Genomic DNA, 24,149 nt, shown 5'->3' with positions numbered 1-24,149 from the left:
TTTTATCGGTTGAATCCCTATAGGGACGATTTTCCCAACGAACTATATGAAAAAACTGTTACTATATTCTTTTACTTGTTTGTCATTAGCTGCCCTACTTACGAGCTGTAGCTCAAAAGGAGGAAACAGTTCTAGCAAAACAGGTATCCCTTATGCCGATAGGAAAAGCAAAAACAACCAATCTGGTGCTTTTGCTGTAGCTACTCAATACAAGAGAGCTCCGGGGCCTGGCTTAATTCCAATTGAAGGTGGAGTTTTAGTTGTTGGTGGTAGTGCCATCGAAGTGCCGGGTGTTGAACCAAATATCTACAACTATAAAAGACAGGTTACAGTTCCATCGTTTTATATGGATGAAACTGAAGTATCGAATACCGATTGGTTAGAATACTTACACTGGATCAGATATAACTTCCCTGAAGACCGTGAATATTATTACAATGAGCTTCCTGACACTTTGGTTTGGCGTCAGGCATTATCATATAACGAACCTTACGTAGACAACTATTTAAGGCACCCAGCTTATCGTGATTACCCTGTAGTAGGTGTTTCATGGGAGCAAGCTTCCCGCTATTGCGAATGGAGAACATCCAGGGCAAACGAATTTATTTTACGCGAAAAAGGAATTTTAACAGATTATAAAACTTTAGCCGGTAATGGAAAAGGCAATGCTGCTACTACAGCAGCGGCGACTCCAAAACCAGACAAACCGTTTAATACTGATGCATATTTAAACAATCAGTATGATGATAAAGGTAAAAACGCGCCTATTGATTACAATACCAAATCTGGTGCAGCAACATCAACTGCAGGAGGAACAGCTGCAACTACCGGAGGCAAAAACAATCAGCCTAGAAGAACTGCTACATTAGAAGATGGTGTAATTATGCAACCTTACCGTTTACCAACAGAAGCCGAGTGGGAATATGCAGCTTTAGGCTTAATTGGCAATACGGAATACGAGAATATCAATCAGAATAAAATCTACCCGTGGAATGGTTTAGGCGTTAGTTCAGCCAAAAAGAAAACCAGAGGTATGATTCAGGCCAACTTTAAAAGAGCACCTGGCGATTATATGGGTGTTGGCGGTTCATTGAATGATAAAGGAGATTTAACAGTTCCGGTTATTCAGTACGCACCAAACGATTTTGGTTTATATAACATGGCTGGTAACGTTAACGAGTGGGTTAATGATGTATACAGAACGGCTACATTTAGTGACGCAGATGCATTTAACCCTTATCGTGGTAACTATTTCACCAATAAAAAACTAGAGGATTCTCAAAGCGGAAAAATTGCATTAGATAAATATGGTAATCCGATTAAGGAAAATGCTTACGCCGGAAGAAAACAAACCTGGGCAGAAAAACAGGCACAGGCGAAACGTTCTGATTCTATTTCAAAATCGACTGATCCACAATCGCCAGTAGCATCAACCAGTTATCAGGCCGACCAAAGAGGTTACCGTGATAGACAAAACACTTTGTTAAATGAAGAAGGTGTAACGCTTGTAAACGATAAATCCAGAGTTTATAAAGGTGGCTCCTGGAATGATATGGCTTACTGGTTAAACCCAGCAACACGACGTTTTATGCAACAGGATGAATCATCAGCAGAAGTTGGTTTCCGTTGTGCCATGACTATGCTTGGCGCTCCAGAAATTAGTACTGCAGGTAAAAGAAATTTTAAAAACCCTCCTCAAAAACCTTACCGGGTTAGTAGAGGTAAATAAAAAAGGAAAGTCCCGATTTAATGTCGGGACTTTCCTTTTTTACATTTATATTTTGTTAATCTAACTTGAATAATTCAAACGAAATTCGTCATCTCGACTGAAACGCAGTGGAATGGATAGACTCAGTGATTAGAAAACAAAGCCTTAATATCCTCAACTACTTAAATTGAACCAAGATCTGATTCTTCTCTACTTTATCGCCCTGCTTAATCAAAACTTTCTTGATCACACCATCGGTTGATGATTTTAGGATATTTTCCATCTTCATAGCCTCCAGCACCAATAGGTTATCCCCTTTCTTTACCTCAGCGTTTTCTTCAACCAAAACCTTTAACACCAAACCAGGCATCGGCGCTTTAATTTCTGAAACTTTATTAGCGGTTAAACTATCCAGGCCGAGTTGTTTTAACAAAACATCAAACTGATCTTCGATGCTAATCTGATAAATATTACCGTTAACCTTTATTTTACAGGTTTTATCTACTTTGTTCAGCTCAACCAGCTCTGTATTAAAAGATTTATTCTGGTATAAAACATGCGTACTATTCTTCCCAATTGAACTCAGATCGAATTTAATGGGTTCGCCGTTTACCAAAAAAGATGACTCCTTATTTTCAACCTCGAATAAAAACTGATCGTTAACTTTTACTTTGTACATTTGTTATTGAGTTAAAGCATACTGAACTAAATTTGCACCCATTTTAAGCGCCTTAGTCCTCGTTTCTTGTGTATCTTCAGGATAGGTGCCAAAATCTTCCCAACCGTTCCCTAAATCGCATTCATAGGTGTAATAGCACACAACTCTACCTTTATAAATCAATGCAAACCCCTGAGGTCTTTTATTATCGTGCTCGTGGATTTTTGGCAAGCCGCCCGGAAACCTAAATTTCTGATTATAAAGCGCATGGTTAGCGGGCAGTTCAACAAAACTCAGTTCTGGAAATACCTTTTTCATCTGCGGGCGGATAAATTTATCCAACCCATAATTATCGTCTATATGAAGAAAACCACCACCTGTAAGGTACTGCCTTAAGTTTTTAATTTCCTGATCATTAAAAACTACGTTTCCGTGGCCGGTCATATAAACAAATGGATAATTGAATATTTCTTTCGAGCCTACTTCTACGATACTTTCTTCGGCATAAAAATTAGTCTTCAAATTGGCATTACAGTAGGCAATTAAATTGGGCAAAGCGGTCCTATCTGCATACCAATCGCCGCCACCATTATATTTGAGTTTGGCCATACGATAGGTTGGTGGTAAAGCGCTGAAAGCCGAAAGCACAAAGTTAAAAGCTAAAAGTCCTACGCCAGAAGCAATAAACTTGAATTTCGGAAACTGAAAACTGAAAACTGAAAACTTCAAATTGATTATCGGTTAAGGTAATTGATTTCAAAACAAACAGATAAAGCAGCCGTTTCTGTGCGTAATCTGTTATCACCTAAAGTTAATGCTTTAAAGCCTTTGTTCAAAGCTAAATTAACTTCATCAGGTGTGAAATCTCCTTCAGGACCAATAAGAATTAGATATCTTTGATGTGGAGCAACAAGTTTGGATATGTATTGCTTCTCTCCGTTATCAATACAATGCGCTATTAATTTATCACCGCTAAATGGTTCCTTTAAAAAAGCATCAAAAGAAATAGCATCGTTTAATTTGGGATGATAAGCTTTAATGGATTGTTTTACTGCAGAAGTAATCACCTTATTGAGACGGTCTTCTTTTACTATCCTTCGCTCCGATCGATCGGTAATAATTGGTGTAATTTCATCAATACCCAACTCTGTAGCTTTTTCTAAAAACCATTCGATGCGGTCGATATTTTTAGTTGGTGCAACAGCAATATGCAGGTAATGATTTCTTTTATGAAACTCCGTTTCTACTTTTAAAATGGATAAAGAAACTTTTTTTGGATTATCGGAAGTAATTTCAGCAGTATAAAAGCCACCTTTCCCATCAACCAGGTTAACGATCGAGCCAATGGTAAGGCGAAGCACCCTAACGCAATGTTTGCTCTCTTCCTCGTTAAGTGTGTAAGTATTTTGGGCTATATCTGGTGTATAAAAAATATGCATAGTTGAAATTAATGATTATCAACCATATCTGCTTTATTGATCACCAATTCTAACTTGATTGTTTCGATATTCTGCTCTGTCTTTTTAAGAATAGTAAACAGATAACCATATGATTCGTTGCTTTCTCCTACCTCAGGGATACGTTCAAAAACGTGAGAAACCAATCCACCAATAGTATCGAAATCTTCATCTTCTGGTAAATCGTGAGGTAGATGTTCATTCACATCATATACAGTAGCGAATGCATTTACGATAAACTCATTGTCAGAAACTTTCTCTACAAGTGGTTTTTCTTCATCATATTCATCCTGGATTTCCCCAACAAGCTCTTCAACAATATCTTCTAAGGTAACCATACCAGCTGTACCGCCAAACTCATCTAATACAATTGCAATCTGTATGCGGTTACTTTGCAGTTCGCTCATCAGATCGTTAATTTTTTTGGTTTCTGTAACGAAATATGGTTTTCTGATGATATCGTTTAATGTCCAATGCTGATTACCTGCTGCAACCAATGGCAAAATATCTTTTGCATGAATAATCCCAACAATTTTATCCATAATATCATCGTAAACGGGCAAACGGGAATACCCTTCCTTAATAATTGTATCAATCACTTCTTCTTTTGGAGAAGTTAATTCAATACCCGAAATCTTGGTCCGGGGTACCATGATATTCTTCACCACCCGCTCATTAAAATCGAATACATTTTTAATCAGCTCATGTTCATTATTATCTAGTGCTCCGCTTTCTTTACCCTGATCTAATAAATACTGAAGTTCTTCCGTACTGTGAAGTGATTCGTGCCCTCCGGAGGTATCAATTCCAAATGGCTTTAAAATAATAGCGGCCAAGCTGTTTAATGTCCAGATGAATGGCTTAAATACGACATAAAATAGCTGTAATGGAACAGAAACGAATAAGGTTGTTGCTACCGGTCGTTGGATGGCAAATGATTTCGGAGCCAACTCACCAAATACAATATGCATAATGGTGATCACTGAAAAAGCGACTACGGTTGAGGCCGAATGGATAAAAGCATCGCTAAAACCCCATTGCAAGCTATCGAAAAGGTTTTTGAAAATAGTATGCATAACGCCTTCACCTACCCAACCTAAGCCAAGCGATGCAAGCGTTATACCTAGCTGTGTGGCGGCCAAATATCCATCAAGATTATGAATAATCCCTTTGGCCATTTTGCCTACACGACTGCCTGTTTTTGCTTTAATTTCAATCTGTGATGCCCGAACTTTTACAATTGCAAACTCTGCTGCAACAAAAAATCCGTTAAGTAACACCAAAAATAATGCAAAGAATAATCGCCAGCCTACAGAAGTAGTATCGGGTTCTTGTAAAGCAACCAAAACTACGTTTGTGGGCAGGATTGCACTTAGCTCAAAATTTAAAAACAAACATACCGTGGGTAAATCCATTAAGCCAATTCTCTAAATGTTGTGTTATAAAGTTCTATGCTTTCTTTAATTACTTTATGCGCATAACGAACACCAAGTAAATGTTCGATCGTTACATTTTTATCTTCTAATGCTTTATAATCCTGAAAGAAACGAACAATCTCTTTCATTTGGTGTGGAGGCAATTCGTCTAAATCGTTGATGTAGTTTACCGACATATCGTGAGCAGCAACCGCGATAATTTTATCATCTTGCTCTCCGTTATCTACCATGTGCATTACACCAACCACTTTCGCTTCGATCAATGTCATTGGATAAACATCCACCGAGCAAAGCACCAGAATATCCAATGGATCTTTATCATCGCAATAAGTTTGCGGAATAAAGCCATAATTTGCCGGGTACATTACTGATGAAAAAAGAACCCTATCTAACTTGATCAGACCTGATTCTTTATCTATTTCGTATTTTGCTTTTGATCCTTTTGGAATTTCAATAATTGCGTTTACAATTTCTGGAACATTGTGTCCAGGAGATACGCTATGCCATGCGTGATGATCGTCTTTTGCCATTTTTAATTTAAATCTGTTTTATCCTCTTCAGGACCACTCACTACTTTACTTTTTACAAAGGTAATTAATAATGGTATAGTTGTAATAAGGATAAAGCCAATAATAATATATAATAAATAATCGTTAATTTCTTTTTCAAACCTTCTGCCCAAAAAATAACCGAGCAAAGTTAAGGAGCAGATCCAAAGTACGCCGCCAACAACATTGTATAACGCAAACTTTTTAAACTCTAATTTTACAACCCCCGCAAAAATCGGTGCAAAAGTTCTAACAATTGGTACAAACCTGCCCATAATTAATGCAAAGGCACCTTGTTTATGATAATAATCCTCTGCGGCTTTTAAATATCGCTTCTTAAAAAAGAAACTGTCTTTTCTGGTGTACAATACTGGCCCCGTTTTACGACCGAACCAATAACCCGTAAAATTACCAGAAATTGCTGCAATACATAAACCAGCTAAAAGTACCGCAATGTTCACATCAAGCTTGCCGGTTGCAACAAACATTCCCGCTAAAAACAATAAATAATCTCCGGGAAGAAAAAAACCAAAAAACAGGCCTGTTTCTGCATAGATAACGAATACGACTAGATAGAAACCACCCTCCCTCAATAATTTCTCGGGATCAAGTAGCTGATGCAGGTTATTCCAAAAATCGTGCATATTCAATTATTCGTAAAACTACAAATAATTATTAAACAACAGCATACCTATATCAGGTTTAAAATAATTGCAGGATAAATACCCAAAACTAGTGTTATTGCTACAGAAACCAGTAACACAACTTTGTACTGTGCCGGGGCTGAAAGCTCTGTTTCTGCGCCGTCTTTAAACCACATGGCAACAATTACCCTAAAATAATAATAGAAGCCAACCAGTGCATTTAAAATAGCAAATGCAACAAGTAAAGTTTTGTACTCTGTCATCACATTCAGGAACATTAAATATTTCCCGATAAAACCAGCTGTTAGCGGAATACCGGCTAATGAAAGCATCGCTACAGTTAAACATAATGCTACTAGTGGATTACGTTTAGCTAAACCATTGAAACTTTCGAAGCTATCGCTACCCGTTTTTTGTTTCACTAATATTAATACCGCAAAAGCGATAATTGATGCGAAGGTATAAGCCGCGGCATAAACCAATACGTTGTTTCCAGAGTTTTTGGTTAACACAATAAGCGAAAACAATAGATAACCCGCATGCGAAATACTCGAATATGCCAGCATACGCTTAAAGTTCTTTTGGAACAGCGCAGTTACGTTGCCGATGAATAAGGTTAAACAAACAATCACCATAAGTGGTGCTACCCAAAAATCGTGAAGTGGGGCAAGTGCACCAGCAAATAATCTTAAAAAAGCAGCAAAGCCCGCAGTTTTAACTACAGTACTCATGAAAGTGGTAATTAAAGATGGAGCGCCTTCATATACATCTGGAGTCCAGAAGTGAAAAGGGGCGGCGCCAACCTTAAAGCTTAAACCAATCATCATCAGGATAACACCAGGATAGAATATTGGAGAAATTGTTTGACTATTTACCAAATAAGCCTGTATACGATCTAAATCAAATGAGCCTGTAGCGCCATAAATTAAGGTGATACCAAATAATAAGAAGCCTGTTGAGAAAGCCCCCATCAAGAAATACTTTAAAGAAGCTTCGTTAGAGGCAAAATCCTTTTTACGGATACCAGCCAAAATGTATAAACTCACCGACATGATTTCTAGGCCTACAAATAACATGGCCATATTTTTATACGATACCATCATGATCATTCCGGCAAGTGCGAAAAGAATCAGGGTATAATATTCGGCTATGTTGTCGCTTTTGGCGTGGAAATAGTTCTGTGTTAATAAAAAGATTAAAAGTGTGCCGATAATACAGATCCCGGAAAATGCCAGGGCGAAATTATCTGTCTGCATCATTCCGAAATGAACAGCATTGCCATTCCATGCACAAAAAGTAAATCCTAGTGCAGTAAGTAAGCCAACAACGGTAAGTGGTAGTAATGCTTTATTTGCCTTAAACAAACCTGCATAAAGCACTATAAAAGCTGTTATACTAATGGTTATAATAATATTCATTGCTTAATTTACTGTGTTTAATTTTTGATTTACCTGTTCTAATAAATGTTGTACAGATGCCTCTGTTAAATGCAAAATTGGTTTCGGATAAACACCCAGAACAATAATTAGTGCACAAATTATATAAAGAACCAATTTTTCGGTTCCTTTAATATCGTTAAAAGTGATGGTTAAGCTGTTGGTTTCGCCCAACATTACATTTTGGTACATACGTAACATGTAAACTGCACCAAAGATAATGGTTAATCCTGCAATAGCTGCGGCCCAAATGCCGTAGTTGTAAACGCCCATTAACAATAAAAACTCGCCAATAAATCCGTTTGTTCCCGGCAAAGCTACCGTACCTAAAACAATGATCAGAAAAGTAAGCGCCAACTGTGGTGCTACTTTTGCAATCCCACCTAACTCTTCAATTTTATTGGTTTTAACCCGAGAAAAGATAATATCTAAAACAAAGAATAAACCCACTACGTTAATGCCATGACTCAACATCTGTACCATTGCGCCTTGCATACCTTGCTGGTTAAAAGCGAAGATACCTGCTGATATTAATCCAACGTGAGCAATAGATGAATAAGCTACTAAACGTTTAGCATCCTTTTGTGTAAAAGCAATCAGCGAAGCATAAACAATACCGATAATTGATAAGATAATAACTACCTGGCCCCAATCTTGAACACCTGCGGGAACAATCGGCAACAACCATCTAATTACACCATAAATACCCATTTTTAACATGATACCCGATAACAGCATGGTTCCTTGTGTAGGTGCTGCCGTATACGTATCAGGTTGCCAGGTGTGGAAAGGGAAAATCGGCATCTTAATGGCAAAAGCGATAAAGAAAGCCCAGAAAATCCATCCCTGTTGTGCACTATCCAAGTTTAAAGCATAAAAGGCTTGAATATCAAAATTGTGTGCCGGGTTTTGAAGATATAGATAAATAATACCCATCAACATAAATAATGAACCTGCAATGGTATACACGAAAAATTTCATGTTGATCCGGATGCGGTCTTTTCCTCCCCAGATGGCGCAGATAAAGTAGATTGGAATTAATGCAGCTTCCCACCCAATATAGAACAAGAACGCATCTAATGCCGTAAATACCAATAATAAACCACATTGCATAAACAAAATCAACGCATAAAATGCAGCTGGATTTTTATACTGATGGTTGTAGCTCGATAAAATAATGATCGGCACCAATAAATTGGTTAGCAATACCACAAGCATACTAATGCCATCGATACCAGCGTGGAAATTGATACCTAAATCTGCAATCCATGGCAAATTAACCTCAAACTGAGTACTTGCATTTGGAATGAAATTACCGGCGATAACCAAAGCCAAAACCAAAGAAACAACCGAAAATACGGTCGAAACTATTTTAGCCGACTTACCAGCAAATGCAGTAATAATTGCACCTACAAGCGGAAGAAATATAAGTAGTAAAAGTTGTTCCATTATTTAATTTTGAACCCTTTTTATATGTAATAAAATGTATATGCAAGTAATGCGATGATACCGAATACCATCATAAATATATAGAATCCTACGTTTCCACTTTGTAGTAAACGAATACCCTTACTGGCTTCGCTTGTGCTCCACCCTAGTCCGTTCACAATTCCATCGATAAATTTGTTATCGATAATCCTATAAAAGAATTTCGAAAGTGCATCTAATGGTTTAGTGATCAGGAAATCATAAATCTCATCGAGGTAGAATTTATTGTAGGATAATTTTGCTAAAGCAGAACGCGGTGCTTCATCAGCAACGGGAACGCGTGCTCCTCTTACATATCTGCCATAAGCATAAAATAAAGCTGCTACAGCGGCAGTTACCGATATCGCCATTAAACCTATTTCGGTTGAGTGACTTAAATCCAATTCGTGCTGTGCAACACCTGCTCCAGTTAACCAATGCGCCAACCATTCGTTTCCGCCAAAAATATGCGGTAAGTTGATTGCCCCACCAATTGCAGCAAGGATAGCTAAAATGATTAAAGGCAAGGTCATTGCTGTTGGCGATTCGTGCACATGGCTTTCTTCGTGATGTGTTCCGCGGTATTTGCCAGAGAAAGTCAAGAACATCATTCTGAACATATAGAATGCTGTTAAGAATGCAGTTAAAACCCCAACTCCCCAAAGTATCGGACTAGCCTGGAAAGCATGTGCTAAAATTTCATCCTTTGAGAAGAAACCAGAGAATGGTGGTAAACCTGCTATAGCAATGGTACCGATCAGCATCGTTAAGAAAGTAACTGGAAGTTTCTTTCTCAATCCGCCCATATGACGCATATCTTGCTCGTGGTGCATAGCATGGATTACCGAACCTGCGCCCAAGAATAATAGTGCTTTAAAGAATGCGTGCGTTAATACATGGAAAAACGAACCTGTATAAGCACCAACACCTAAGCCTAAAAACATATATCCCAATTGCGATACGGTTGAATAAGCCAACACTTTTTTAATATCAGTCTGTGTTAAAGCAATAATTGCTGCAACTAAAGCTGTAGCCGCTCCAACAATAGCAATAATGTGCTGTGTAAGTGGAGCAAGATCGAACAATACACTCGAACGTGCAATCATATAAATACCCGCTGTAACCATTGTTGCTGCGTGTATCAAAGCCGAAACTGGTGTTGGTCCGGCCATTGCATCAGGTAACCAGGTAAATAAAGGCAATTGGGCCGATTTACCACAGGCACCGATAAACAACAAGATGGTAATTAAAACCAATGTATCATTACCTGGCAACATATTCGCAGCCTGAGGGAAAACTTTAGCAAACTCTACACTACCAAAAGTGGTGAAGATTAAGAATACCCCTAACAAAAAACCTAAATCGCCGATACGGTTCATTACGAAAGCTTTTTTAGCTGCTGAGGCATAAGCACTGTTTGTATACCAGAAACCGATTAACAGGTAAGAGCATAAACCTACGCCTTCCCAACCGATAAACATCACGATGTAATTTGAGCCCAATACCAACAAAAGCATAAAGAATACAAACAAATTCAGATAAGAGAAAAACTTACCGAATCCTGCATCACCGTGCATGTAGCTGGTAGAATATAAGTGGATCAAGAAACCAATTCCAGTGATAATCAAAAGCATGATCGAGCTTAAAGGATCAACCAGGAAAGATAATGGAATGTGTAGTGCACCCGCGCTGATCCAATCGAATAAAAATACTTCGTGAGATTTTTGTGTGTCGCCTTGTAAACTAAAGAAAATAACTACGCTGATAATAAAAGAAGCTAAGATTACTCCGCTTCCGATGATACCAACAAGTCCTTTAGATAAAGAGTTTCTGCCTAGCCCATTAATTACAAATCCTAAAAAAGGAAGTAACGGAACCAACCAAATCAATTGTTCTATTGTCATTCTTATTATATATTTACCACTTAAGGCGATTTAAAACATTAATATCTACTGATTTTGTATTTCTGTAAACCATTACGATAATTGCCAGGCCTACTGCAACCTCTGCAGCTGCCAAAGCCATAATGAAGAATACGAAAACCTGTCCTGATGGGTCATTGTTATGAACCGAGAATGCTGTTAAAAGTAAGTTAACCGCATTTAGCATCAGCTCAACCGACATAAAAATTACAATGGCATTTCTGCGGGTAAGTACACCTATTACGCCGATAGAAAAAATAATGGCACTTAAATAGATGTAGTGGTTTAGCGGAACGCCTGCTGCTTGTGTGAGTAAATTTTCCATTATGCTTCTACCTCATCTCTTTTAGATAATAAAACGGCTCCAACCATTGCTGCCAATAGTAATAGAGATGACAATTCGAATGGTAATAAGAATGGGCCAAAAAGCTCCTTACCTAGATTTTCTACCAATCCTAATCCTGGATTTTTCAAAATCAATGGACTGGCAATACTTGCTGATTTTAAAGAACCGATTAAGGTTACAACCAAACAACCACCAGCAATTACACCTACAATTTTGATCAGTGGCGATTTGCTTGGTTCAGTTTCTTTGTTCAGGTTAAGTAGCATCAGTACAAAAAGGAACAATACCATTATGGCCCCCATGTAAACGATAAAGTTTACCACCGCTAAAAACTGTGCGTTTAATAACACATAGTGTACAGTGAAGGTAAAAAAGGTAAGAATTAAGTACAAGACACTGTGGATCGGATTTTTTGCAAAAATCACCATCAGCGAAAAGATGATACTTAATGTGGCTACGAAATAGAATACTTGTGTACTCATTAATTGTTTATTTATTTATGTTCCATGGTTTGTGTCTCCACAAACCACTAATTATCTTTCGTTTCGTGAAGACACGAACCGGGGCTTGAAAGCCGTTTAGTTGTTTGGTCCTTCGACAAGCTCAGGATGACAACAATTATTTTTTTACCTGTTATTCGTGTCCTCACGAACCATTATTTTATTTTTTCATTTCCAACGGAGCCTCTACCAACTTATCTTTTCCGTAAATGAAATCCTTACGTAAATAATCAGCAGGTACAATTGGTCCATCTAAGTAAATTGCCTCTTTTGGACAAGCTTCTTCACATAATCCACAGAAAATGCAACGCAACATATTGATTTCGTAAGTTGCTGCATATTTTTCTTCGCGGTATAAATCTTTCTCCTCGGGTTTGCGTTCAGCGGCAATCATGGTAATGGCTTCAGCAGGACAAGATAAAGCACATAAACCACATGCAGTACAACGCTCTCTGCCATTCTCATCGCGTTTTAGCGAGTGCATCCCTCTAAAATTGGTAGAGAATTCCCGTTCTACTTCAGGATATCTTATAGTAGCCTCTTTTTTAAATAAGTGACTGATGGTAATGCCCATACCCTTGGCAATTGCTGGTAGGTACATCCGCTCCATAAAGCTCAATGGCTTTTGTTCCAGTACTTTTTTCTTATTACTTAATGATTCCATAATTAAAACTTCTCAATAATCGCAATCACAACGCCTGTTATTATAATATTGGCAATAGCCAAAGGTATTAAACCTTTCCAACCTAAATTCATCAATTGATCGTAACGGAAACGAGGGATGGTCCAACGTACCCACATGAAGAAAAAGATGAATAACACAATTTTCAAAAAGAATACTCCGGTGCCTATAAGTGGCGCCCAAGTTGGGCCTAAATGTGCTGCAACATAATCCATACCTGGATAGTTATAGCCGCCCCAATATAAAGCTGCCATTACTGCCGATGAAACGAACATATTGATATACTCCGCAAATAGGTAAAAACCTAATTTCATTGACGAATATTCGGTATGATAACCACCGATTAATTCGGTTTCACACTCAGGTAAATCGAATGGAGCACGGTTGGTTTCTGCAAATGAACAAACCATAAAGATTAGAAATCCAAGTGGTTGATATAACACATTCCATCTCCAGCCATGTTGCTGATCAACGATTTCCTTTAAGCTTAAAGTATTGGTCATTAAAAGCAAAGCGATGATCGATAATCCCATCGCAATTTCATAACTGATGTTCTGGGATGCTGCCCTGATAGCACTTAACAAAGAGTATTTGTTGTTTGAGGCCCATCCGCCAATCATTACACCATAAACACCTAAAGAAACAACCCCGAAAATGTATAAAACACCAACATTGATATCTGAAACCTGTAAAGGAATAGTTTTGCCGGCAATTAAAACAGGGCTACCCCATGGAATAACTGCAGTACCAATACAGGCGCAAAGCAAAGCCAAGCCCGGACCAGCGATAAATAAAAACCTGTTTGATGTTGTAGGAATAATTTCCTCTTTCATAAACATTTTAACGCCATCGGCCAATGGTTGTAAAATACCAAAGGGACCCGCTCTATCCGGACCTAAACGATCTTGTAAATATGCAGCAACCTTACGTTCTGCGTAAGTAGAATACATGGCAATAACTAAACTGATGCCGAAAATTACAGCTACCAGGATAAATTTTTCTATAACAAAAGCGCTATCCATTAGTATTTAACTGTTTTATGTAATTCAATTTCATTTGCAGCTTGTAATGCCTCATTCGGCTGGATTACATGCAAAGGAACTAATGTTTCGTAGTGGTTTGATGCAATTACCGAAGTATCATCAATATGGGTTGGGTGTTCGATTACCCAATCTGCAGTCGCTTTTTTATCAAAACGGCAAGTATTGCAAATAAATTCTTCAACTTCGCCAAACTGGTCTTTACGTGCGGTAACACGTAAAACATCTGCTCCTTTGTACCAAAGTGTTACCTTACCGTTGCATTTTTCGTGATCACAATCGCGGTGTGCATCAACTGGTTTGGTAAACCAAACACGGTTTTTAAAACGGAAAGTTTTATCGGTTAAAGCACCTACAGGGCAAACATCGATTACGTTTCCTGAGAAATCGTTATCAACAGCCTGTTGAATATACGTTGAAATTTCAGAGTGATCACCACGGTTTAAGATACCATGAACACGTTTATTGGTAATCTGATCAGCCGTAAAAACACAACGGTAGCACAAAATACAACGATTCATGTGCAACTGGATTTTATCACCTATATCGACACGCTCAAAAGTACGACGCTCAAACTCATAACGTGTTTTTTGCAAACCGTGCTCATAACCCAAGTTCTGAAGATCACATTCACCCGCCTGATCGCAAACAGGGCAATCTAAAGGGTGATTGATCAATAAGATCTCTACAACACCTGCACGTGCTTCCAGAACTTCTGGTGAAGTAATGTTAAGCACTTCCATCCCATCCATTACGGTTGTGCGGCAAGAAGCCACCAACTTCGGCATTGGGCGAGGATCTTTCTCCGAACCTTTAGTCACTTTTACAATACAGGTACGGCATTTACCACCACTGCCTTGTAATTTAGAATAATAGCACATTGCTGGCGGAACAATATCCCCTCCGATCTGCCTTGCAGCGTTCAGAATAGTTGTTCCGTTATCAACCTCTACTGTTATCCCATCTATCGTAACCTTAACTTTTTCACTCATGGTTAATGATATTCTTTTTATTTTTTCTACTTCTACCGTCATTGCGAGGCACGAAGCAATCCTTTTGTACTTATTATTTCTCTTTCGAGATTTTATAACCAATCTCTTTTCTTGGCTTTTCTTTCTGCTCTAGTAGCTCATCAAAATACCTGAAGATCACTTCAATATTTTTATCCTGATTATCTACCTTCTTTTTAATCTTTTCTACTTCTAGTCTTATTTCTGTATTGCTTAAAACCATCGTTCTAAGCTGTACAAACACATCAATAATTTTAATACTTACTTCTACCGCCTGTTTACTTTTTAAAACGTTCGATAGTTGCAAAATACCATGTTCGCTAAATGCAAACGGAAGGTATTTTGAATGTTGTCCGTGTCTTAAGGTCGCAAATTGCGACCTTAAGACTTCATTTTCTTCTTTTGTTAGTTCGAACATAAAATGTTCTGGAAAACGCTCTATATTTCTTCTAACTTGTTCTTTTAATCGTTTAGTATCAACGCCAAAGAGTTCCGCCAAATCAGAATCTAACATCACCTTCACTCCTCTAAAAAGATATATTTTATTAACTATTACTTCATTGGGGATGATTGCTGGTGATATTTGTTCTTTCATTTACATATACTCATTGTGTTAAGTTATTTTTCTAAGGTCGCATTTTGCGACCTTAGAATTTAGTATCACAACCTGTGATACCTTAAATATTTATTTCTCTTCCGTTACCGGAGCTTTTTCAATCGGGGTTGCATAATTTGCGATACCGTAATTTTGGCTCTGGCTTTTAACAGGTTCTTTAATGTGCCATTCAAATTCATCTCTGAAGTGACGAATTGCACTGGCTACCGGCCAGGCCGCTGCATCACCTAGCGGACAAATTGTATTTCCTTCAATTTTGCGTTGAATATCCCACAATAAATCTACATCTTCCATTTTACCATGGCCGTGTTCGATTTTGTGCAACACTTTTTCCATCCATCCTGTACCCTCACGACAAGGAGAACACTGTCCACAGCTTTCGTGGTGATAAAAACGGGCAAAATTCCAGGTATTTCTAACAATACACTGATCTTCATCAAAAGCGATAAAACCGCCTGAACCCATCATGGTACCAGTAGCAAATCCACCTTCTGATAACGATTCGTAACTCATTAAACGAGGTTCGCCGTTAGCATATTTCAAGGTTAAATTAGCAGGTAAAATAGGCACAGATGATCCACCTGCAACCGTTGCCTTTAAACGTTTACCATTGGCAATACCGCCACAATATTCATCCGAGTAGATAAATTCTTCTACCGGTAAACCTAATTCGATTTCGTAAACACCCGGTTTAACTAAATTACCCGATGCAGATATTAATTTTGTACCTGTACTTCTACCGATACCAATTTTTGCATATTCATCGCCACCATCGTTGATAATCGGCACCACCGCAGCAATAGATTCAACATTGTTAACCACTGTAGGGCAACCGTACAAACCTGCAATTGCCGGAAATGGTGGTTTAATACGTGGATTACCTCTTTTACCTTCAAGCGATTCTAACAAAGCAGTTTCTTCGCCACAAATGTAAGCTCCGCCACCTGGCTGAACATATAATTCTAAATCGTAACCTGTTCCTAAAATGTTTTTACCCAACCATCCGGCTGCTTTAGCTTCAGCAATTGCTTTTTCTAAAATGCGGATCTGAGGCATCATCTCGCCACGTACATAGATATAAGAAACCTTAGCGCCTAATGCGAAACTCGATACAATCATTCCCTCAATTAATGCATGGGGAATATAAGTCATCAAATAACGGTCTTTAAAAGTCCCTGGCTCTGATTCATCAGCATTACACACCAAATAACGTGCAACACCTTCTGGTTTAGCCAAAAAGCTCCATTTCATCCCGGTTGGGAAACCCGCACCTCCGCGACCGCGTAAGCCAGATTTCTTAACTTCCTCAACAATCTCTTCGGGTGTTAAAGTTTTAAGGGCTTTTTCCACAGCACGGTACCCGCCTTTTTGACGATAGACTTCAAGTGTATTGATGCCAGGTACGTTTATATGCTCAAGTAATAATTTACGGCTCATTGTTTATAGATATGAGATGTGAGATATAAGATATGAGACTTTAGTAGAGAGATAAAAATCAGGACATTTGCCCTTCTCATATCTCATATCTAGTTTCTCAAATCTCATATACCAAATCTAGTTTCTCAAATCTTATTCTTTAAATCTTCAATCAATTTATCTACACTTGCTTCGGTAAGGTTTTCGTAGAAAGTATATTCTGGGCTAATCTGTAACACCGGACCAAAACCACAGGCGGCTAAACACTCAACTCCTCTAAAGCTGAATAAACCATCGGCAGTAACTTCACCTTCTTTAACACCTAACTTGTTTTCCAAGTGGCTTAATATTTTCTCAGCCCCAACCAGGCAACAAGGACCGGTACGGCAAACCTCTAAGGCATACTTGCCTTGTGGTTTTAAAAAGTACATGGTATAAAATGTTGCCACCTCATACACTTCAATTGGCTGAATATTTAAATATTCGGCAACCTTATCCATCGCTGGTGTACTCACCCAAAGGTATTCAGCCTGTACCAAGTGCAATAACGGCAACAAAGCTGATTTGTGCTTACCTTCCGGATAACGGCTTTTTACATCATCAAATTTGGCCAGCAATTCTGATGAAAACACTACAGGTGTTTGTTCTTCTACTTTAAGCATCTAATTCTCCTGCAATAATATTCATACTACTCATGTTGATAATGGCATCAGACAATAACATGCCCTCGCTCATTGGTGCAAACATCTGGTAGTTTATAAAACTTGGTCTGCGGAAGTGTAAACGGTACGGTGTACGGCCTCCATCGTTAATCAGGTAGAATCCTAATTCACCATTTCCGCCTTCTACTGCGTGATAAACTTCTGCTTTTGGCGCATCAATTTCACCCATCACAATTTTGAAGTGATAAATCAATGCTTCCATATTGTTGTAAACTTCTTGTTTTGGAGGAAGGTAAAATTCAGGAACATCGGCATGAAAAATACCTTTTGGCTCTGTTTTTAATTTCACAATTGCCTGTTCGATGATGCGGACACTTTGCCACATCTCTTCATTACGCACTAAATATCTGTCGTAAATATCGCCACTTGTACCTACCGGAACTTCAAAGTCGAAATCCTGATAGGAAGAATATGGATCGCTTACGCGAACATCATAATCTACACCCGTAGCACGCAAAAGCGGTCCCGTCCAGCTGTATTCTAAAGCCGTTTCTTTAGTTACTTCTGCAACACCGGCCGTTCTATCAATAAAAATACGGTTACGTGTTAACAGATTCTCGAACTCTTTTAACGCATTAGGGAATTCTTTTAAAAACTTATCGATTTTGGCAAAGGCAATATCATTGAAATCTCTTTCGAAACCACCAATACGCCCAATATTTGTAGTTAAACGTGCCCCACAAACTTCTTCGAAGATCTCGTAAATATGCTCACGAAATTGGAATAAGTATAAGAAAGTGGTGGTTGCCCCGGTATCCTGACCAATAATCGTGTTACAGATAATGTGATCGGCAATACGCGAAAGCTCCATAATGATTACCCGAAGATAATCTACACGTTTCGGCATCTGAATATTCAACAACTTCTCAACCGTCATATGCCAGCCCATATTGTTAATAGGCGACGAGCAATAGTTTAAACGGTCGGTAAGCGGTGTAATTTGATAAAATGGGCGATGCTCAGCAATCTTTTCGAAAGCACGGTGGATATACCCAATAGTAGAAACGCCGCTTACAATACGCTCGCCATCTAATTGCAGAACGTTTTGAAAAACGCCGTGTGTTGCAGGGTGCGTTGGGCCTAAGTTTAAGGTTACCAGCTCACTTTGCGGGTCGTTATCTGTAAATACCGGATGGTTATGATTCATAGTTTACCTTCCAAAAAATTCGTCTTTTTTATCTACTCTGTTCGGATCTTCCAATGGATATTGTTTCAACATCGGGTGAACACCCAAGTCGTCCATATTTAAAATACGGCGTAAATCCGGGTGGCCTTCAAATTTAACCCCAAACAGATCATAAGTTTCGCGTTCCATCCAGTTGGCACCTTTCCAAACAGTTGTTGCCGTAGGGATAGTTGGATTTTGTTCCGAGATGAAAACCTTAATCCTAATCCTAACTTTCTCTACCATATTGTGCAAATGGTAAACCACTGCAATACCATGATCTTTACCAGGATAATGAACCGCCGTAATATCGGTCAAGAAATTAAAACTCAAATCGTTTTTAAGGAACGATAATACATTGATGATAACATCTTTGGTGGTTGCAAAAGTTAACAAACCATAAGGTTCAGAAACTCCGGTTACCTTTTCGCCAAACTTATCACTAAGTTTTGCCAGAATATTATTATTTAGTGTCGTTTCTTCCATTACTTAATGCCGTATTGACCTAAAAGTTCTTTGTAATAGTCAGAATTTCTTCTTCTGCCCGATTCACTTTTCACTAAATCCTGAATACGCTGGAAACCGTCTAAAATGGCTTCAGGTCTTGGCGGACAACCCGGAACGTAAACATCTACCGGAATAACCTCATCAATACCTTGTAATACGGAATAAGTATCAAAAATACCGCCACTACTTGCGCAGGCACCAACAGCCATTACCCAACGTGGCTCTGCCATTTGGATATAAACCTGTTTTAATACCGGGGCCATCTTTTTAGCAATAGTTCCCATAACCATTAAAACATCAGCCTGACGGGGAGAAAAGCTTAAGCGTTCGGCACCGAAACGACCAAGATCGTAGTGGGAACCCATGGTTGCCATAAACTCGATTCCACAACAAGAAGTTGCGAAAGGTAAAGGCCATAATGAATTTGAGCGGGCCAAACCAATCACTTTATCAAGAGAAGTGGCAAAAAAGCCAGATCCTTCTATTCCTGGAGGCGCATCAACTATATTAATTTCACTCATGTTTATAAACAAAAAATGCTCATCCCTTTGCAGAATGAGCAACAAATTTACAATATTTTAAAGGCAAACAAACTAGCTTTACTCGATTTAGAACCTTTCTAAATAACCAAAACAACTATGAGTTAGTGTAAGTGATACACATCCAGTTTTCAGTTGGCATTTTTCAGTTTACAGTTTATAAACCGAGAACTATTAACTGCCAATTGTGAATTGATAACTGCGTACTGACTAGTTCCAGTCTAAAACTTTTTTCTTGATAACGTAGATAAAACCTAACAATAATGTACCCATGAAAATGAACATTTCGATCATTCCATCCATCCTTAATGTGCGGAAATTAACCGCCCAGGGATACATAAAGATAACCTCCACATCAAACAGTACAAATAAGATAGCTACTACAAAATATTTGATAGAGAAAGGCTGACGTGCATTACCTACGGATTTAATACCAGCCTCAAAAGTTTCTAATTTATCACTTGTTTTACGTTTTGGACCTAAAAAGTGGGTAGCAACCAATGTGGTTACCACAAAACCTAAAGCAACAATTACTTGAAATATAATTGGTAAAAAATCTATAGAGGAACTTTGCGCTTGCATAATTTTTATTTTGTGATGCAAAAGTAAAAGAAAAAGGCAGAGTAACCAAGTCGCACTGCTCAAAATGTTATTTAGAGTATTTCTTTAGATGAATCTAAAGAATCCAAATATTACGAAAATATATAAATAGTGCCAAATATCTTACGTACACCCAAAAACAAGTCAATTAAATTAGAATAAATATAAATTTGAGTTACCTCCTGATTTTTAACATGCTAAAGAACACTATTCATATTGATTAAAGTTTAATTACTATTTAATATTCTAATCATATTTCTAAAAAATCTCTGTAACAAGGAACTTTCTTCCGTGATGATTTCAGCATCTGCCTGCATGCCAATTTTTAGTATCACTTTTCTAAGGGGATGTTTATTTTCGAAATATTCAAAACTCACTTTGGCTACAAAAACACTGTCACGATAAGCTACGTCAGAAATATAAGTTAATCGGCCGCTAATCATTCCATATTGCTCATAAGGATAACTTCGTAGTTTAACTAAAGTTCTTTCGCCTACATGTATCTTACCCATGTTATATTGAGGAATCTGAATTTCTCCAAAAAAATTAGTATTACCAGGATTGACAATAAAAACTTCTTGATTGGCAATCACATTTTGATTTTGTTGAATAATGCCCGCATAGCTTACTTTGCCATTTATTGGAGATTTCAGAATGTATTGCTGAATCCAATGATCGCTCTCGTTCACACATCGGTTCAGCGCTTGCATAAACTTTGCTTGCTCTTCTGTTATGGTATGCTTCAAATCGAGCAATTCTTTTTCCTTAGCTGAATAACTGCTGGTATTATTTAATATTGATGTCTCGGTTTGCTGTAATGGATATTTAGACGCTAAATATTTATTCTCCTGTTGTACAAATTCACTGCGAGAAATCACCTTGTTTTTATAAAGTTTTTGGTATGCACTATATTCCTGTTCTTGATTAGCATATTCTAGTTTCTGGACTTTCTTTTGTTGAATAATTTGAGATTTTAAAGCATCTATGGATTTAAGATCCTTCTCCAAATAAGCTACCTTATTTAAGTAATACCCATTTTTTTGAGTGGATTGATACTGAAGGTATTGCTGATAAAAACTTTGATAGCTGCTTTGTAGTTCACCTAAATTCAAATTTTTTGGCAATGAAGAATTAAGCTGTGGATTCAGAATGTCTTTCTGTAGTTTCTTTAGCACTGCATTCAACAAAAGAACATCGTTATGATCTCCCGTACTTTCTAAAAAACCAAGTGATTGGTTTTCGCTAACGCCATCTCCATCCTTAACCAAGAGTGTAGTAATTTTACCACTTTGTTTAGCCAATACTTGTTTGGGCGCATTTAAAGAATTTACTTTTAAGTTAGTTTTTACTACATCTGGATATTCGATCAAAGCCGATAACAAAACGATTCCAGCTAATAACGTAAATACCATTGTGATGCCCCAACTTAAAATCCATGAGGGTACGGCAGTGATAATTTCTTGTACCTCTTCACTATTAACTTCCTGATAAAAGATTTCGTTCGGCATATTCAAATCGGTATTAATTCCCCAACTCTAATTGATTTTTAACCAGCTGATAATACTCACCCTTACTTTGAGTTAATTCAGCATGGGTACCTTGCTCGATGATTACTCCTTTATCCAATACCACAATATTATCTGCATTTTTAACGGTACTCAGCCGATGTGCAACTACCACAACCGTTCTGCCTTTGAAAAAACTTTCCAGATTTTCCATAATTACTTTTTCATTATTGGCGTCCAAAGCATTAGTCGCTTCATCAAAAAAGATGTATTCTGGATTTTTATAAACGGCTCTGGCAATCAAAATACGCTGCTTTTGCCCTTGGCTAATTCCATTCCCTTCGGCACCAATTTTGGTATTGAGCTTCAATGGTAAACTATCCACAAAATCAGTGATATTAGCTATATGAATGGCATGTTTTAATTTAATCAGATCAGGATATTCATCACCAACAGCAATATTTTTAGCAATGCTATCTGAAAAGATAAAACCATCTTGCATCACTACACCACATATTCCTCTCCAAAACCTAAAGCTGATTTGATGGAGATAACCATTACCTATTTTAATGTCGCCTTTTTGAGACTCATAAAAACGCAATAATAATTTCAATATGGTAGTTTTGCCGCTGCCACTCATACCTACAATAGCAGTCGTTTTTCCTTCAGGAATGGAAAGGTTAATCTTTGACAAAACAGGTTCATTACCCGCTCCCGGATAGGTGAAGGTTAAATCTTGCAATTCAATACTTTTGTTTATGGGAAGTTCTTTAACAAAAACTTTATTTACAGGTTCTTCATCATCCATTTCTCTGATTTCATTCAATCGCTCCAGTGAAATTTTTGCATCTTGAAGTTGTTGGATAAAACCCAATAGCTGCTCTATCGGACTATTCAATTGCCCAATGATGTACTGAACAGCCATCATAGCGCCTAAGGTTAATTGCCCATCGATAACTGATTTCGCCACCAAAAAGGTAATGAGGATATTTTTGCCTTCGTTAATGAAAAAAGTGCCGGCCTGCTGATATTGACCTAATGCTAAACTCTTTACGTTAAAACGAAATAACCCTGCTTGAATACGCTCCCATTCCCAACGTTTTTGTTGTTCGCAGTTGTTCAGTTTAATTTCTTGCATACCACTGATCAACTGAACAATTTCACTTTGGTTTTTGGCGGAAAGATCAAATCTTTTAAAATCTAATGTCCTTCGTCTTTTAAGGAACAATATCACCCAAATGCTATAAAGTCCGCTGCTGACCAAAAAGATCAAAAACATACTTAAATTATAATAAGCCAACACAAAACTGAAGACTAGCAAATTGAACATGGAGAAAATCACATTTAACGTGGCACCCGTTAAAAATGATTCGATACGGTGCTGGTCGTTCATGCGTTGCATGATATCTCCAGTCATTTTTGAATCAAAGAAATTCATGGGTAGCTTCATGAGTTTGATTAAAAAATCAGTTAAAATAGAGATATTGATTCTAGTACTGATATGCAGCAAAATCCAGGAACGGATAAAATCAACACTCATCCGCCCAACAATTAGCATGGTTTGGGCAATGAGGATAATGTAAATGAAATTTAAATTGCGGGTATTGATGCCAATATCAACAATTGATTGGGTTAAAAATGGCAATATCAATTGCAGCAAACTACCAACACCCAATCCAACGAAAAGTTGAACGATTAAGTTTTTATAACGATAAAGGTATTTTAATAAGTAACTGAAGTTTAATCCCTCCGTTTTGTCTCCTTCTTGAGTATAAAAATCTGGTGTTGGTGATAGAGTTAACAATACGCCTTCGTTACGGCCATTTTGATGGGTGCTTAACCAATTTTTGGAGAATTCGACTTCTCTGTAAGTGATTAATCCCTTAGCAGGGTCGGCGATGTGATACAAAGCCCTCCCCGGTGGGGAGGGCTTGGATGGGACTTTATAAAGTACAACAAAGTGGTTTTGATTCCAATGTAGAATTGCTGGCAACTCACATTCTTTTAATTGTTGCAAAGTAATTTTGGCGCCAACTGTGCGAAAGCCAATTTTCTCTGCAGCTTCACTAACCCCTAAAAGAGATACACCCTCCCTATTGATCCCAGAAATACACCGTAATTTTTGTAAACTGAAATTTTTACCATAATATTTGGCGATCATCCGGAGACAAGTTGGTCCGCAATCCATTTGATCGGGTTGTTTATAAAATGGAAAAGCTTGCATT

At 37.9% G+C, this 24,149-nt stretch carries 24 protein-coding genes; 1 reads left to right on the top strand and 23 read right to left on the bottom strand.

The genetic code is table 11. The features are described from left to right. The first annotated feature begins 46 nt into the window (after positions 1-46). Positions 47-1,729 (top strand): SUMF1/EgtB/PvdO family nonheme iron enzyme, encoded by a 1,683-nt coding sequence (locus ACN9MR_RS25740; protein ID WP_426327295.1) that lies wholly within the window; start codon positions 47-49, stop codon positions 1,727-1,729. A 157-nt stretch (positions 1,730-1,886) separates the two neighbouring features. On the opposite strand, the gene ACN9MR_RS25735 is transcribed toward ACN9MR_RS25740, so the two are convergent. The 23 genes from ACN9MR_RS25735 to ACN9MR_RS25625 all read right to left on the bottom strand — a co-directional run bounded on the left by ACN9MR_RS25735 (position 1,887) and on the right by ACN9MR_RS25625 (position 24,148). Continuing rightward, positions 1,887-2,387, bottom strand: coding sequence for a biotin/lipoyl-containing protein (locus tag ACN9MR_RS25735; RefSeq protein WP_426327294.1), 501 nt, complete (start codon positions 2,385-2,387; stop codon positions 1,887-1,889). Between the two features lie 3 nt (positions 2,388-2,390). Next, on the bottom strand, positions 2,391-2,975 hold the full coding sequence (locus ACN9MR_RS25730; RefSeq protein ID WP_426330244.1) for a DUF4159 domain-containing protein: 585 nt from the start codon (positions 2,973-2,975) through the stop codon (positions 2,391-2,393). A 125-nt stretch (positions 2,976-3,100) separates the two neighbouring features. Beyond that, positions 3,101-3,805: a 16S rRNA (uracil(1498)-N(3))-methyltransferase gene (locus ACN9MR_RS25725; RefSeq protein ID WP_426327293.1), complete on the bottom strand. Its 705-nt coding sequence runs from the start codon at positions 3,803-3,805 to the stop codon at positions 3,101-3,103. Positions 3,806-3,813: 8 nt separating this feature from the next. Beyond that, entirely contained in the window at positions 3,814-5,238 is a 1,425-nt protein-coding gene (locus ACN9MR_RS25720; protein WP_426327292.1) for a hemolysin family protein, read from the bottom strand. After that, the gene (locus ACN9MR_RS25715) at positions 5,238-5,789 is read right to left on the bottom strand and encodes an inorganic diphosphatase (RefSeq protein WP_025146339.1); all 552 of its coding nucleotides are present in this window, start codon (positions 5,787-5,789) and stop codon (positions 5,238-5,240) included. Before ACN9MR_RS25715 ends, ACN9MR_RS25720 begins: the two co-directional genes overlap by 1 nt. 2 nt (positions 5,790-5,791) lie before the next feature. Further along, entirely contained in the window at positions 5,792-6,451 is a 660-nt protein-coding gene (locus tag ACN9MR_RS25710) for a VTT domain-containing protein (RefSeq protein ID WP_116249029.1), read from the bottom strand. 47 nt (positions 6,452-6,498) lie between these two features. After that, positions 6,499-7,869: an NADH-quinone oxidoreductase subunit N gene (locus ACN9MR_RS25705; RefSeq protein ID WP_426327291.1), complete on the bottom strand. Its 1,371-nt coding sequence runs from the start codon at positions 7,867-7,869 to the stop codon at positions 6,499-6,501. A gap of 3 nt (positions 7,870-7,872) precedes the next feature. Next, positions 7,873-9,336 (bottom strand): complex I subunit 4 family protein, encoded by a 1,464-nt coding sequence (locus ACN9MR_RS25700; RefSeq protein WP_426327290.1) that lies wholly within the window; start codon positions 9,334-9,336, stop codon positions 7,873-7,875. 20 nt (positions 9,337-9,356) lie between these two features. Next, the gene (nuoL, locus tag ACN9MR_RS25695) at positions 9,357-11,258 is read right to left on the bottom strand and encodes an NADH-quinone oxidoreductase subunit L (protein ID WP_426327289.1); all 1,902 of its coding nucleotides are present in this window, start codon (positions 11,256-11,258) and stop codon (positions 9,357-9,359) included. Positions 11,259-11,271: 13 nt separating this feature from the next. Then, positions 11,272-11,601, bottom strand: a complete 330-nt coding sequence (gene nuoK, locus ACN9MR_RS25690; RefSeq protein ID WP_426327288.1) for an NADH-quinone oxidoreductase subunit NuoK — start codon at positions 11,599-11,601, stop codon at positions 11,272-11,274. Next, positions 11,601-12,104 carry an NADH-quinone oxidoreductase subunit J family protein gene (locus ACN9MR_RS25685; protein ID WP_426327287.1) on the bottom strand — a complete coding sequence of 168 codons (504 nt, stop codon included), beginning with the start codon at positions 12,102-12,104 and terminating at the stop codon, positions 11,601-11,603. The genes nuoK and ACN9MR_RS25685 overlap by 1 nt, the downstream gene beginning before the upstream one ends. A gap of 178 nt (positions 12,105-12,282) precedes the next feature. Then, entirely contained in the window at positions 12,283-12,786 is a 504-nt protein-coding gene (locus ACN9MR_RS25680) for a NuoI/complex I 23 kDa subunit family protein (RefSeq protein ID WP_426327286.1), read from the bottom strand. 2 nt (positions 12,787-12,788) lie between these two features. Then, entirely contained in the window at positions 12,789-13,826 is a 1,038-nt protein-coding gene (nuoH, locus tag ACN9MR_RS25675; protein ID WP_426327285.1) for an NADH-quinone oxidoreductase subunit NuoH, read from the bottom strand. Further along, positions 13,826-14,836, bottom strand: a complete 1,011-nt coding sequence (locus ACN9MR_RS25670) for a 2Fe-2S iron-sulfur cluster-binding protein (RefSeq protein ID WP_426327284.1) — start codon at positions 14,834-14,836, stop codon at positions 13,826-13,828. Before ACN9MR_RS25670 ends, nuoH begins: the two co-directional genes overlap by 1 nt. A gap of 73 nt (positions 14,837-14,909) precedes the next feature. Further along, positions 14,910-15,449 (bottom strand): ORF6N domain-containing protein, encoded by a 540-nt coding sequence (locus tag ACN9MR_RS25665; protein WP_426327283.1) that lies wholly within the window; start codon positions 15,447-15,449, stop codon positions 14,910-14,912. Between the two features lie 90 nt (positions 15,450-15,539). After that, on the bottom strand, positions 15,540-16,907 hold the full coding sequence (gene nuoF / locus ACN9MR_RS25660) for an NADH-quinone oxidoreductase subunit NuoF (protein ID WP_057931423.1): 1,368 nt from the start codon (positions 16,905-16,907) through the stop codon (positions 15,540-15,542). 125 nt (positions 16,908-17,032) lie between these two features. Next, complete coding sequence (gene nuoE, locus ACN9MR_RS25655) at positions 17,033-17,548, bottom strand: NADH-quinone oxidoreductase subunit NuoE (RefSeq protein ID WP_426327282.1); 516 nt, start codon at positions 17,546-17,548, stop codon at positions 17,033-17,035. Next, complete coding sequence (locus tag ACN9MR_RS25650) at positions 17,541-18,755, bottom strand: NADH-quinone oxidoreductase subunit D (protein WP_426327281.1); 1,215 nt, start codon at positions 18,753-18,755, stop codon at positions 17,541-17,543. Before ACN9MR_RS25650 ends, nuoE begins: the two co-directional genes overlap by 8 nt. Positions 18,756-18,758: 3 nt before the next feature. Then, complete coding sequence (locus ACN9MR_RS25645) at positions 18,759-19,259, bottom strand: NADH-quinone oxidoreductase subunit C (RefSeq protein ID WP_215129975.1); 501 nt, start codon at positions 19,257-19,259, stop codon at positions 18,759-18,761. Next, on the bottom strand, positions 19,259-19,801 hold the full coding sequence (locus ACN9MR_RS25640; RefSeq protein ID WP_057931427.1) for an NADH-quinone oxidoreductase subunit B: 543 nt from the start codon (positions 19,799-19,801) through the stop codon (positions 19,259-19,261). Before ACN9MR_RS25640 ends, ACN9MR_RS25645 begins: the two co-directional genes overlap by 1 nt. Before the next feature lie 228 nt (positions 19,802-20,029). Then, complete coding sequence (locus tag ACN9MR_RS25635) at positions 20,030-20,401, bottom strand: NADH-quinone oxidoreductase subunit A (protein ID WP_057931428.1); 372 nt, start codon at positions 20,399-20,401, stop codon at positions 20,030-20,032. 245 nt (positions 20,402-20,646) lie between these two features. Then, positions 20,647-21,927 carry an HlyD family efflux transporter periplasmic adaptor subunit gene (locus ACN9MR_RS25630; protein WP_426327280.1) on the bottom strand — a complete coding sequence of 427 codons (1,281 nt, stop codon included), beginning with the start codon at positions 21,925-21,927 and terminating at the stop codon, positions 20,647-20,649. A gap of 13 nt (positions 21,928-21,940) precedes the next feature. After that, complete coding sequence (locus ACN9MR_RS25625; RefSeq protein ID WP_426327279.1) at positions 21,941-24,148, bottom strand: peptidase domain-containing ABC transporter; 2,208 nt, start codon at positions 24,146-24,148, stop codon at positions 21,941-21,943. Position 24,149 lies beyond the last annotated feature (1 nt).

The sequence above is a fragment of the Pedobacter sp. R-06 genome, assembly GCF_049913135.1.
Taxonomy (GTDB): Bacteria; Bacteroidota; Bacteroidia; order Sphingobacteriales; family Sphingobacteriaceae; genus Pedobacter.
This window is presented reverse-complemented; position numbering and strand designations above follow the sequence as displayed.

Excerpts from the sequence above, each read along its gene's own strand:
- ACN9MR_RS25665 (WP_426327283.1), bottom strand. The coding sequence starts at position 15,449 with ATGAAAGAACAAATATCACCAGCAATCATCCCCAATGAAGTAATAGTT.
- ACN9MR_RS25680 (WP_426327286.1), bottom strand. The coding sequence starts at position 12,786 with ATGGAATCATTAAGTAATAAGAAAAAAGTACTGGAACAAAAGCCATTG.
- ACN9MR_RS25725 (WP_426327293.1), bottom strand. The coding sequence starts at position 3,805 with ATGCATATTTTTTATACACCAGATATAGCCCAAAATACTTACACACTT.
- ACN9MR_RS25670 (WP_426327284.1), bottom strand. The coding sequence starts at position 14,836 with ATGAGTGAAAAAGTTAAGGTTACGATAGATGGGATAACAGTAGAGGTT.
- ACN9MR_RS25715 (WP_025146339.1), bottom strand. The coding sequence starts at position 5,789 with ATGGCAAAAGACGATCATCACGCATGGCATAGCGTATCTCCTGGACAC.
- nuoK (WP_426327288.1), bottom strand. The coding sequence starts at position 11,601 with ATGGAAAATTTACTCACACAAGCAGCAGGCGTTCCGCTAAACCACTAC.
- ACN9MR_RS25720 (WP_426327292.1), bottom strand. The coding sequence starts at position 5,238 with ATGGATTTACCCACGGTATGTTTGTTTTTAAATTTTGAGCTAAGTGCA.
- ACN9MR_RS25730 (WP_426330244.1), bottom strand. The coding sequence starts at position 2,975 with ATGGCCAAACTCAAATATAATGGTGGCGGCGATTGGTATGCAGATAGG.
- ACN9MR_RS25630 (WP_426327280.1), bottom strand. The coding sequence starts at position 21,927 with ATGCCGAACGAAATCTTTTATCAGGAAGTTAATAGTGAAGAGGTACAA.
- ACN9MR_RS25650 (WP_426327281.1), bottom strand. The coding sequence starts at position 18,755 with ATGAATCATAACCATCCGGTATTTACAGATAACGACCCGCAAAGTGAG.
- nuoE (WP_426327282.1), bottom strand. The coding sequence starts at position 17,548 with ATGCTTAAAGTAGAAGAACAAACACCTGTAGTGTTTTCATCAGAATTG.
- nuoF (WP_057931423.1), bottom strand. The coding sequence starts at position 16,907 with ATGAGCCGTAAATTATTACTTGAGCATATAAACGTACCTGGCATCAAT.
- ACN9MR_RS25700 (WP_426327290.1), bottom strand. The coding sequence starts at position 9,336 with ATGGAACAACTTTTACTACTTATATTTCTTCCGCTTGTAGGTGCAATT.
- nuoH (WP_426327285.1), bottom strand. The coding sequence starts at position 13,826 with ATGGATAGCGCTTTTGTTATAGAAAAATTTATCCTGGTAGCTGTAATT.
- ACN9MR_RS25645 (WP_215129975.1), bottom strand. The coding sequence starts at position 19,259 with ATGGAAGAAACGACACTAAATAATAATATTCTGGCAAAACTTAGTGAT.
- ACN9MR_RS25685 (WP_426327287.1), bottom strand. The coding sequence starts at position 12,104 with ATGAGTACACAAGTATTCTATTTCGTAGCCACATTAAGTATCATCTTT.
- ACN9MR_RS25635 (WP_057931428.1), bottom strand. The coding sequence starts at position 20,401 with ATGCAAGCGCAAAGTTCCTCTATAGATTTTTTACCAATTATATTTCAA.
- ACN9MR_RS25735 (WP_426327294.1), bottom strand. The coding sequence starts at position 2,387 with ATGTACAAAGTAAAAGTTAACGATCAGTTTTTATTCGAGGTTGAAAAT.
- ACN9MR_RS25705 (WP_426327291.1), bottom strand. The coding sequence starts at position 7,869 with ATGAATATTATTATAACCATTAGTATAACAGCTTTTATAGTGCTTTAT.
- nuoL (WP_426327289.1), bottom strand. The coding sequence starts at position 11,258 with ATGACAATAGAACAATTGATTTGGTTGGTTCCGTTACTTCCTTTTTTA.
- ACN9MR_RS25640 (WP_057931427.1), bottom strand. The coding sequence starts at position 19,801 with ATGAGTGAAATTAATATAGTTGATGCGCCTCCAGGAATAGAAGGATCT.
- ACN9MR_RS25625 (WP_426327279.1), bottom strand. The coding sequence starts at position 24,148 with ATGCAAGCTTTTCCATTTTATAAACAACCCGATCAAATGGATTGCGGA.
- ACN9MR_RS25710 (WP_116249029.1), bottom strand. The coding sequence starts at position 6,451 with ATGCACGATTTTTGGAATAACCTGCATCAGCTACTTGATCCCGAGAAA.
- ACN9MR_RS25740 (WP_426327295.1), top strand. The coding sequence starts at position 47 with ATGAAAAAACTGTTACTATATTCTTTTACTTGTTTGTCATTAGCTGCC.